The organism is Stenotrophomonas sp. GD03958 (genome assembly GCF_029839005.1).
GTDB lineage: Bacteria > Pseudomonadota > Gammaproteobacteria > Xanthomonadales > Xanthomonadaceae > Stenotrophomonas > Stenotrophomonas hibiscicola.
Window position 1 is genome coordinate 1 of record NZ_JAOBZT010000107.1, and the last position, 9525, is coordinate 9525.

The following is a 9525-nucleotide window of genomic DNA, read 5'->3' on the forward strand; positions in this document are numbered from 1 at the left end:
GCAGCCGAGCATGGCTCGGCTCTACAGAGAGGCATCACCCAAACTCGAACCCCATCTCCGGCAACGCCGGGCCGACGAAATCGCCCTGCACGTAATCCACGCCGGCACTGAACAGCAGGGTCATCGAATTGGCGTCGCTGACGAACTCGGCGATGGTGCGGATACCGGCCTCCTGCGCGCGTGCGGTGATCTGGCTGATGCGATCGATGTTCTCGCGGGTGGCCGCCAGATCGCTGGTGAAACCGCGGTCCAGCTTGAGGAATTGCGGCTGGAAGTGGGCGAGCAGCTGGAACGAATCCAGTCCGGAACCGAACTGTTCCAGGCCGATGCGGCAGGCCAGGGGCGCCACTTCAGCAAGGAACTGCTGCGCACTGCGCAGGTGGGTGAACACCTTGGCTTCCGGCGCATGCAGCCACAGCCGTTCGCCGGGTACACCCTGCGCCTGCAGCTCGCGGCGCAGGGTGGCGATCATCTGCGGGTCATCGAACGATTCCGGCGTGACCTTCACCAGCACCTGGGTGGCATGACCCGCACGCGCGCGTTCACCCAGCACCGCGATCGCCTGCGAGACCACCCAGCGGTTGATGTCGGCCAGCAGCCCGTGTTCTTCGGCGATGCCCAGGAACGCGGTTGGGCTCAGCAGTTCGCCATTGTGTTCCAGGCGCAGGTAGGCCTCGTAAAGCTCCAGTGGCTCGCCCTGCAGGTTCAGCACCGGCTGGTAGTGCAGCTGGAAGCCGTCGCCAGCCAGCGCCTCGCGGATGCGGGCGACCCAGCGCAGCACGCGCTCTTCCTCGACCCGGTCGGCGGCGGCCGGGTCGAAGATGCGGCAGGTGTTGCCCAGTTCGGCGGCGGCCTGCGTGCATTCGCTCGCGCGTGCCAGCACCTGGCCGATGCTGGCGATCTTCTCGCCCACCTGCACGCCACCGATGCTGACCGTTACCGTGGCCGAACGCGCACCGATGCTGAAGACGTGTGCGGCGTAGGCTTCGCGGATGCGCTCGGCCAGCGCCACGGTCTGCGCGTAGGGCCCGGCCTGCAACACGGCGAAATTGTGTTCGCCGAAGCGGGCCAGTTGCGCGTCCGCGCCAACTACTTCGGCCAGCAGGCCGGCGAGGGCGCCGATCAGCGTGTCGGCCGAGGCCAGGCCGATGTCCGGCAGCAGGCGCGCATAGTGGTCCGGCTCGATCAGCAGCAGTCCGAACTGGCCCTCGCTGCGCCCGGCCTGGGCCACTGCACTTTCCAACTGCAGCATGAAGGTCGGTCGGTTGAGCAGGCCGGTCACCTGGTCACGCTGGCGCAGGTCCTCGACCTCGCGTGCCAACTCGGGATCGAACTCCATGCGGCGGCGGAGCACCACCTGCAGGCAGGATTCGCCCTCGTAGGTGGCGGCGGTGAATTCCATCGTCGCCGGGAACGCACTGCCATCCTGGTGGCGCGCGTCGAGCTGGTACTGCGGCGGCGGCGCTTCGCCGCGGCTGAGGCCCTTCAGCAGCTGCTTGAAGCCTTCCACGTGCTGCGCGGCAACCATGTCCAGCAGCGAGATGCCTTCGATATCGTCGAAATGCTCGTAACCGAACATCTCCAGGTAAGCGTCGTTGGCACGGATGTGCATGCCTTCATGCACGTAGGCGATGGGATCGCGCGAGGAGGCAATCAGCGCATCGCAGCGGCGCTCGGTCTCACGCATCTGCGCCTCGATGCGGCGCAGGCCACGCCGTGCCTGCAGGTCCACCCACTGGTCACGGACCACGGCCAGCAGGTGCTCGGAACGCTGGCGCAGGGCGAGGGCACGGATGCCATGGCTGCTGGCCTGTACCAGTTCGTCTTCGTCGATGCGCTCGGCCAGCAGTACCAGCGGAATATCCTTGCCGCTGGCGGCAATATGCTGGGCCACCAGCGGCAGCGGAATGCCCTGCGAAGGCGAGGCCAGCACCAGGTCGATGGCCTGGCTGGCCAGCACCTGGGCCAGCTCGGCAGCATCCTGCGGGCGCCACGGACGCACCGCGATGCCGCTGTTGCGCAGGGTGCTGACGATGGCTTCGGCATTCTCGCCGCTGTCATCGACGATCAGCAGGCGGATGGTGATGTCGTTCGCGTTCTGCATGCACTGCTCCCCAATCTGCAAATCTAGATACACGATGCGCGCCGAACCGTCCATGCGCGCACCCCTTGCGCGCATCGAACGGCGATGTGGTTCACACCACGCCACCGGCCGCGTGGCCGCTGGCCCAGGCCCACTGGAAGTTGTAGCCGCCCAGCCAGCCGGTCACATCCAGCACCTCGCCAACGAAGTGCAGGCCGGGTATGCGCTTGGACTCCAGGGTCGAGGATGACACTTCGGCCGTGTCCACGCCGCCCAGGGTGACCTCGGCAGTGCGGTAGCCTTCGGTGCCGCTGGCCACCAGCGGGAACGCGCCCAGCAGCTGCGCAGCCTGGCGCAGCACCGGCTCGTCCAGCTGGCGCACCGGGCGGTCCGGCAGCCAGTGCTCGCACAGGCGCTGCGCCAGCCGCTTAGGCATCACGTCGCCCAGCACGGTGCGCAGCTCGGCGGCGGGCCGCTCGCGCTTCATCTGGCGCAGCCACTCGCCCGCATCCTGGCCCGGCAACAGGTCCAGCTCCAGCGCATCGCCGGGCTGCCAGAACGAGGAGATCTGCAGGATCGCCGGGCCACTCACGCCGCGATGGGTCAGAAGCATGAAGTTCTGGAAGCGCTTGCCGTTGCAGCGCGCCTCGATCGGCAGGGCGACACCACTCAGATCGGCCAGCCGTTCCTGGTGCTTGCCGCTGAGTGTCAGCGGCACCAGCCCGGCCCGGGTCGGCAACACCTGGTGGCCGAACTGGCGGGCAATCTCGTAGCCAAAGCCGGTGGCGCCCATGCTCGGAATCGACAGGCCGCCGGTGGCAACCACCAGCGAGGCGCAGTGGAACAGGCCCTGCCTGGTGTGCACGCGGAACCCGTCGCTGCCGTGCTCGATGCGCTGCACGCTGCATTCGGTGCGGATCTGGGCACCGGCCGCCTGGCATTCGTCCACCAGCATCTTCACGATCTGCTTGGACGAGATGTCGCAGAACAGCTGGCCCAGCTCCTTTTCGTGATAGGCGATGCCGTGCTTGTTGACCAGCTCGATGAAGTGCCAGGGCGTGTAGCGTGCCAGCGCCGACTTGCAGAAGTGCGGGTTGGCCGACAGGAAGTTGGCTGGAGTGGTGCCGGTGTTGGTGAAGTTGCAGCGGCCACCGCCGGACATCAGGATCTTCTTGCCGACCTTGTTGGCATGGTCGATCACCTGCACCTGGCGGCCGCGCTGGCCAGCCGTGATCGCGGTCATCAGCCCGGCCGCGCCGGCGCCGATGACCACCACGTCGCAGCGGATCGTGCTCATGCCTTGGCGCGCTTGCGCCAGTTCGGGATCACGTCGAGCTGCATCTGATCGTTGAGCAGCTGCACTTCACCGTCTTGGATCAGCACGCTCCAGCGCATCGCGCGCTGGATCTGCTGGCCCCACAGTTCGACGAAGGCACCATCGAGGTCAACCACCGACAGGTTGTCGAAGCGCGCCAGGCCCTTGCCCTGCTTGCCCCACCAGATCTCCGAGGCGTTGCCGCCGTAATTGACCACCTGCACCTGTCGGCTGCGGTTGCTGGCCTTGCGGATGCGGGATTCGTCGGGATGGCCCAAGTCGATCCATTGCAGGATGTCGCCGGTGTAGTCGTGTTCCCACAGGTCCGGCTCATCGTCGGTACTGAGGCCGCGGCCGAATTCCAGGCGGTCGCCGGCGTTCAGCGCGAAGGCGAGCAGGCGCACCATCAATCGTTCGTCGGTCTCGGACGGGTGCTGGGCCAGGGTCAGGTTGTGGGTCGCGTAGTAGCCGCGATCCATGTCGCTGATCTGCAGTTCGGCCTTGCGGATGGTGGCGGTAAGAGCCATGGGGGATCCGTGGGACTAAAGACGTCAATGATAGAGGTTTGCTCCAAGGGTGTCCGTTGCCGGGCTGTCTGCGCAGCGTCAACGGTGGCACTCTTGGCGCTCTTTCCCGTGGCCGGAATGGACGCCATGACCCTGCCCAGCCACCTGCAGCTGCCCCCCGGCCACTGGCCCAGCCTGCTCGATGGCCTGTGCGCGCGCTTCCCGCGCATCGACCGTGCGCAATGGCAGGACCGCTTCGCCCGGGGCCGTGTGCAGGATGCGCAGGGCAAGGCACTGGCGCCGGACATGCCTTGGCAGGTGGGGCTGGAAATCCAGTACTTCCGCGAGGTCGCCGACGAGCCGGTGATTCCCTTCGCCGAGACCATCCTGCATCTGGATGCGCACCTGCTGGTGGCCGACAAGCCGCACTTCCTGCCGGTAACGCCGGCCGGTGGGTATGTGTGCGAAACCCTGCTGTCGCGCCTGGTCGCACGCACCGGCAACACCGAACTGGCGCCGTTGCACCGCCTGGACCGGCTGACCGCCGGCCTGGTGCTGTTCTCGACCCAGGCGGCCACGCGCGATGCCTATCAGCGGCTGTTCCGCGAGCGGCGCATCGAGAAGACCTATGAGGCGCTGGCACCGGCGCTGCCCGGGCTGGCGTTTCCGTTGCAGCGGGACAGCCGTCTGGTGCCGGGGGAGCCGTTCTTCCGCATGGTCGAAGTGCCGGGCGAGCCAAATGCGCGCAGCCTGATCGAGCCGATCGAGGCCGAAGGGTCGGTCTGGCGCTACCGGCTGAAGCCGGAAACCGGTCGCAAGCATCAGCTGCGCGTGCATATGGCAATGCTGGGCGCACCCATCGAGGGCGATGACCTGTATCCGCTGATGAGGCCGCGCCCGGATGAAACGGTCGAGTCGCCCCTTCAGCTGCTGGCGCAGGGGCTGGCCTTCGATGACCCACTGAGCGGCGAACCGCGGCGGTTCAGCAGCCGGCGTCGTCTTTACCTGCCGGAGCAAGGCGGGTAGGGCTGTTCAGCGGAGCGGGCGCCGCGCCAGCCAGCGGTCCAGCTCGGCCGCGAACAGCTGCCGGTCGCGCGGTCCCAGTGGCGGCGGGCCGCCGGTCTGCACCCCGGCGCCACGCAGCTCTTCCATGAAATTGCGCATCGACAGCCGCTCGGCCATGTTGTTCGGCGTGTACAGCTGGCCGCGTGGGTTCAGCGCCACGGCCTTCTTCTCCAGCACCAGCGCAGCCAGCGGGATGTCCTGGGTGACGACCAGGTCTCCGGCAGCGACCCGTTCGACGATGGCGCTGTCGGCCACGTCCAAGCCCTGGGGCACCTGGATCGAACGCAGCCAGCGTGAGGGCGGGGTGCGGATCCACTGGTTGGCAACCAGGGTCAGTTCGATCCCGACCCGTTCAGCGGCCCGGAACAGGATGTCGCGAATGACGGTGGGGCAGGCGTCCGCGTCCACCCAGATGCGGGGGAGGGCGGGTTCAGCTTGGGTTTCAGCTTCAGTCATTTACCCAGTGTAGGGTAGGAAAATCCTGAATGGGGACTCAGGGTTAGCCTCGACCGGCTGCCAACCCTTGCCACGTCTAGCGGGCGGGGCCAGCCCATGAACGCCCCGGCTATCGCTTTTTGCAGAAAACACGCGTATCGTTGGTCCCACTGTGTTTGCTAGGGTCACCGTGAATCGTGGCCTGGTGCAGTTGATCTCACGATCCGCTCATCGATCCGCTTTACCAACGCCTGCAACTCAGTCTCGGCCCCGATACCCGGTGGCTGCGATTTTTTCAACATGTGTTTCAGGAGTTAGTCAAATGTCTGATCGTCAGACCGGCACCGTCAAGTGGTTCAACGACGCCAAGGGCTTCGGCTTCATCACCCCGGAAAGCGGCCCGGACCTGTTTGTGCACTTCCGTGCCATCCAGGGCACCGGCTTCAAGACCCTGCAGGAAGGCCAGAAGGTTACCTTCATCGCCGTCCAGGGTCAGAAGGGTATGCAGGCTGACCAGGTGCAGGCGGTCTAATCCGTCTGCTGCCGTTTGGTAGCCAGAACGCCGGAAGCGAAAGCTTCCGGCGTTTTTTGTTGCCTGCTGTTCTGTAGCGTCGAGCCATGCTCGACTGCTTTCCAAAGACAGTCGAGCATGGCTCGACTCTACATCGGGCATGCACTGCGCGCGGTACGATGCGGGCCTCCCCAAGGATCATCCCCATGCGCATCGTCCATCACCTGGAAAACTCCCGTTCCCTGCGCGTGCTGTGGATGCTGGAGGAGCTGGGGCTGGACTACGAACTGCGCCGTTATCCCCGCGATCCGAAGACGCTGCTGGCACCGCCCGAGCTGCGCAACGTGCATCCGCTGGGCAAGTCGCCGGTCCTGCAGGATGGCGAGCTGGTACTGGCCGAGTCCGGTGCCATCCTCGACTACCTCGCGGATCGCTATGACACCCAACGCCAGCTGTCGCCGTCACCGATACCGGCCGACGGGGCCGAACGCATCGCTTATCGCTACTGGCTGCACTACGCGGAAGGCTCGGCGATGCCGCCGCTGCTGTTGACCCTGGTGATGGGCCGCATCCGCAACGCGCCGATGCCGTTCTTCGCCCGCCCGATCGCGCGCAGCATCGCCGACAAGGCCGAGCGCGGCTTCATTGGTCCGCAGCGGCGCCTGCACCTGGACTGGATGGAGCGCCGCTTGGCCGAAAGCCCTTGGTTCGCGGGTGATCGGTTCAGCGCAGCCGACATCCAGATGAGCTTTCCGATCCAGGCTGCGGCCGCGCGCGGCGGTGGCCTCGACGACAAGCCGGCGCTGCGCGGCTTCCTCAAGCGCATTGGCGAGCGCCCGGCCTACCAGCGCGCCGAGGCCCACGGTGGACATCTGCAGGCGCTGAGCGCCAATTGAGGCCGTCGGCCGTCGCCCCCATCTTCAACACCATGGATAACGACAGCCCCCGTTTCGACAACCGACTGCTGCATGCCCTGCCGGGTGACGCCGAATCTGGCCCGCGCAGGCGTGAAGTGCTGGGCGCCGCCTGGTCGCCGGTGATGCCGACGCCCGTGGCGGCGCCCACGCTGTTGGCCTGGTCGCCGGAGGTGGCCGCGATGCTCGGCTTCGATGCCGATGAAGTGGAGAGCGATGGCTTCGCCGATGTGTTCGGTGGCAATGCGCTGTACCCCGGCATGCAGCCGTGGGCGGCCAATTATGGCGGGCATCAGTTCGGCCACTGGGCGGGGCAGCTGGGTGATGGCCGCGCGATCTCGCTGGGCGAACTGGTCGCACCCGATGGCTGTCATTGGGAGCTGCAGCTGAAGGGTGCCGGCCCCACCCCGTATTCGCGGGGCGCCGATGGCCGCGCGGTGCTGCGCTCGTCCATCCGCGAATTCCTGTGCAGCGAGGCGATGCATCACCTGGGCGTGCCGACCACGCGCGCGTTGTCGCTGGTCGGCACCGGCGAAGACGTGGTGCGTGACATGTTCTACGACGGTCATCCCCGCGCCGAACCCGGCGCCATCGTGTGCCGTGTATCGCCGTCGTTCCTGCGCTTCGGCTCATTCGAACTGCCGGCCTCGCGTGGTGAAACTGGCTTGTTGCGGCAGCTGGTCGACGCGTGCATCGCCCGCGACTTTCCGGAGCTCGAAGGGCAGGGCGAGGCGCTGTACGGTGACTGGTTCGCGCAGATCGCGGTGCGCACTGCCGAGATGATCGCGCACTGGATGCGCGTCGGCTTCGTGCATGGCGTGATGAACACCGACAACCTGTCCGTGCTAGGCCTGACGCTGGATTACGGTCCCTATGGATGGGTCGAGGACTTCGATCCGGACTGGACGCCGAACACCACCGATGCCCAAGGCCGGCGCTATCGTTTCGGCATCCAACCGCAGGTGGCGTACTGGAACCTGAGCCGACTGGCGCAGGCGTTGTCGCCATTGTTTGCCGATGTCGAACCGTTGCAAGCGGGACTGGCGGCGTACCAGTCCACGTTCGTTGCCTGCACCCGTCGCGATGCAGCGGCCAAGCTCGGCCTGGCAGCGGCGGATGATGAGGACCTGCAGCTCTACCTGCGCTGGCAGCAGCTGATGCAGGACGGCAGCATGGACATGACGCTGGCCTGGCGCGCGCTGATGCGCGTTGATCCAACGTCGCCCGAAGTGGGCATGCTGGACGCGGTGTACTACGACGAGGCGCGCCAGCAGTCGGTGCAGGCACCGCTGCAGCAGTGGTTGCAGGACTACGCGGCGCGGCTGCGCGTGGATCCGCTGTCGGCCAGCGAGCGCACGGCAAAAATGGCCGCGGCCAATCCGCTGTACGTGCTGCGCAACTGGCTGGCCCAGGAGGCCATCGATCGCGCCGAGCAGGGCGATCTCGGCGGTGTTCACGCTCTGCAGGACGTGCTGCGCGATCCGTATACCGAGCGCGCCGGCCTGGAGCACTATGCCGGCAAGCGGCCGGCGTGGGCCGACAACCGCGCCGGCTGCTCGATGCTGTCCTGCAGTTCCTGAGGGTGGGTTTCGGCAGGGCTGCGCCCTGCACCTGCAGAGGCCACCGCGCAAGCAACGGCCAAAGCCAAAGCGGCTCTGGATTGTCGATGGTCTGGCGGGGCGGTGTGGGGCTGCAGGACACGCCGTAAACCCATCCTTGGGGGCTCGATGACGCCATCCATGGCGCCAACGGTCCTGCAGCCCCACACCGCCCCACCTCCGACAGATTCCCGCTGCTGTGGGTAGGTGTCGACCTTGGTCGACACGGTAGATCCACGCCACGCGTGGATGCTCTTCGTTCAATTCTCGAAATATTCGATTTCGATAGAGATTCATCCACGCATGGCGTGGATCTACGACAGATTGCAGGAAACTGTCGAAGGCGGGGTGGGTCCGGTTGCGGGGGCGTGAGCCGCATGGATGCGGCGACCGAGCTTACATGGACGTACTTGCAGCGCCCCCCGCAACCGGACCCACCCCGCCATCCCACGGAATGCACGCTGTTGCTGTTGCTGTTGAGGTTGCCGGCCAGCGGCCGGCACTACCGCAGGTGCCGGGCGCAGCCCGCCGACACCCCCGACAGACAGCCGGCGCCCAGAACAGGTACCCTATGCCGCCATCAGATAGTCAATGTGACATGACCGACGCCCTCGTCGCTCCGCAGTGGGCCTCCCGCCTGCGCGACATCGCCGACTTCCCCAAGCCCGGCATCCTGTTCAAGGACATCATGCCGCTGCTCGCCCACGGCGGGGATTTCCACGGCGCGATCACCGCGATGGCCGACCGCTGGCGCGACCAGAAGCTGGATGCCGTGGTGGGCATCGAATCGCGCGGCTTCATCCTCGGCGCCGCGATGGCGCTGGAACTGGGGGTGGGCTTCGTGCCGGTGCGCAAGCCGGGCAAGCTGCCGGGCCAGGTGCTGCGCGAGGAATACACGCTCGAATACCGCAGCGACTGCATCGAGGTGCATGCCGATGCACTGCCGGCCGGTGCCCGCGTAGCAATCATCGATGACGTGCTGGCCACCGGCGGTACGCTGGTCGCTGCCTTGTCGCTGGTGCGCCGCCTGGGTGTCGAGGTGGTGGGTGCCGGCGTGTTGGTCGAACTGGACGGACTCGGCGGCCGCGCGCGCTGGGA

The 9525-nt window shown here is 66.7% G+C and carries 9 protein-coding genes; 5 read left to right on the top strand and 4 right to left on the bottom strand.

All coding sequences use genetic code 11. From position 1 onward, the window contains the following. Positions 1-34: 34 nt before the first annotated feature. From N5C25_RS19500 to N5C25_RS19510, 3 genes are all read right to left on the bottom strand, one after another. Complete coding sequence (locus tag N5C25_RS19500) at positions 35-2104, bottom strand: EAL domain-containing protein (protein WP_058981773.1); 2070 nt, start codon at positions 2102-2104, stop codon at positions 35-37. A gap of 91 nt (positions 2105-2195) precedes the next feature. After that, on the bottom strand, positions 2196-3380 hold the full coding sequence (locus N5C25_RS19505) for an NAD(P)/FAD-dependent oxidoreductase (RefSeq protein ID WP_251103447.1): 1185 nt from the start codon (positions 3378-3380) through the stop codon (positions 2196-2198). Continuing rightward, positions 3377-3925, bottom strand: coding sequence for a YaeQ family protein (locus tag N5C25_RS19510; protein WP_058981770.1), 549 nt, complete (start codon positions 3923-3925; stop codon positions 3377-3379). Before N5C25_RS19510 ends, N5C25_RS19505 begins: the two co-directional genes overlap by 4 nt. A 126-nt stretch (positions 3926-4051) precedes the next feature. Between N5C25_RS19510 and N5C25_RS19515 the strand changes: the two genes are divergently transcribed. Beyond that, a complete protein-coding gene (locus N5C25_RS19515) occupies positions 4052-4930 on the top strand; it encodes a pseudouridine synthase (protein WP_251103446.1) in 879 nt (292 codons plus the stop codon). Positions 4931-4936: 6 nt separating this feature from the next. Here N5C25_RS19515 and N5C25_RS19520 read toward each other — a convergent pair whose 3' ends face one another. Further along, a complete protein-coding gene (locus tag N5C25_RS19520) occupies positions 4937-5425 on the bottom strand; it encodes a YaiI/YqxD family protein (RefSeq protein ID WP_251103445.1) in 489 nt (162 codons plus the stop codon). Between the two features lie 301 nt (positions 5426-5726). On the opposite strand from N5C25_RS19520, the gene N5C25_RS19525 reads away from it, so the two are divergent. The 4 genes from N5C25_RS19525 to N5C25_RS19540 all read left to right on the top strand — a co-directional run. Beyond that, a complete protein-coding gene (locus tag N5C25_RS19525) occupies positions 5727-5936 on the top strand; it encodes a cold-shock protein (RefSeq protein WP_004153307.1) in 210 nt (69 codons plus the stop codon). Positions 5937-6121: 185 nt separating this feature from the next. Next, entirely contained in the window at positions 6122-6811 is a 690-nt protein-coding gene (locus N5C25_RS19530) for a glutathione S-transferase (protein WP_058982782.1), read from the top strand. Positions 6812-6843: 32 nt separating this feature from the next. Then, positions 6844-8409 carry a protein adenylyltransferase SelO family protein gene (locus tag N5C25_RS19535; protein WP_279937698.1) on the top strand — a complete coding sequence of 522 codons (1566 nt, stop codon included), beginning with the start codon at positions 6844-6846 and terminating at the stop codon, positions 8407-8409. A gap of 616 nt (positions 8410-9025) precedes the next feature. Beyond that, the coding region (locus N5C25_RS19540) for an adenine phosphoribosyltransferase (RefSeq protein WP_279937699.1) at positions 9026-9525 on the top strand (500 nt) is incomplete at its 3' end.

What these genes read in the sequence shown, in the direction of transcription:
- N5C25_RS19505 (WP_251103447.1), bottom strand. Translation starts at nt 3,380, where the DNA reads ATGAGCACGATCCGCTGCGACGTGGTGGTCATCGGCGCCGGCGCGGCC.
- N5C25_RS19535 (WP_279937698.1), top strand. Translation starts at nt 6,844, where the DNA reads ATGGATAACGACAGCCCCCGTTTCGACAACCGACTGCTGCATGCCCTG.
- N5C25_RS19525 (WP_004153307.1), top strand. Translation starts at nt 5,727, where the DNA reads ATGTCTGATCGTCAGACCGGCACCGTCAAGTGGTTCAACGACGCCAAG.
- N5C25_RS19520 (WP_251103445.1), bottom strand. Translation starts at nt 5,425, where the DNA reads ATGACTGAAGCTGAAACCCAAGCTGAACCCGCCCTCCCCCGCATCTGG.
- N5C25_RS19500 (WP_058981773.1), bottom strand. Translation starts at nt 2,104, where the DNA reads ATGCAGAACGCGAACGACATCACCATCCGCCTGCTGATCGTCGATGAC.
- N5C25_RS19515 (WP_251103446.1), top strand. Translation starts at nt 4,052, where the DNA reads ATGACCCTGCCCAGCCACCTGCAGCTGCCCCCCGGCCACTGGCCCAGC.
- N5C25_RS19510 (WP_058981770.1), bottom strand. Translation starts at nt 3,925, where the DNA reads ATGGCTCTTACCGCCACCATCCGCAAGGCCGAACTGCAGATCAGCGAC.
- N5C25_RS19530 (WP_058982782.1), top strand. Translation starts at nt 6,122, where the DNA reads ATGCGCATCGTCCATCACCTGGAAAACTCCCGTTCCCTGCGCGTGCTG.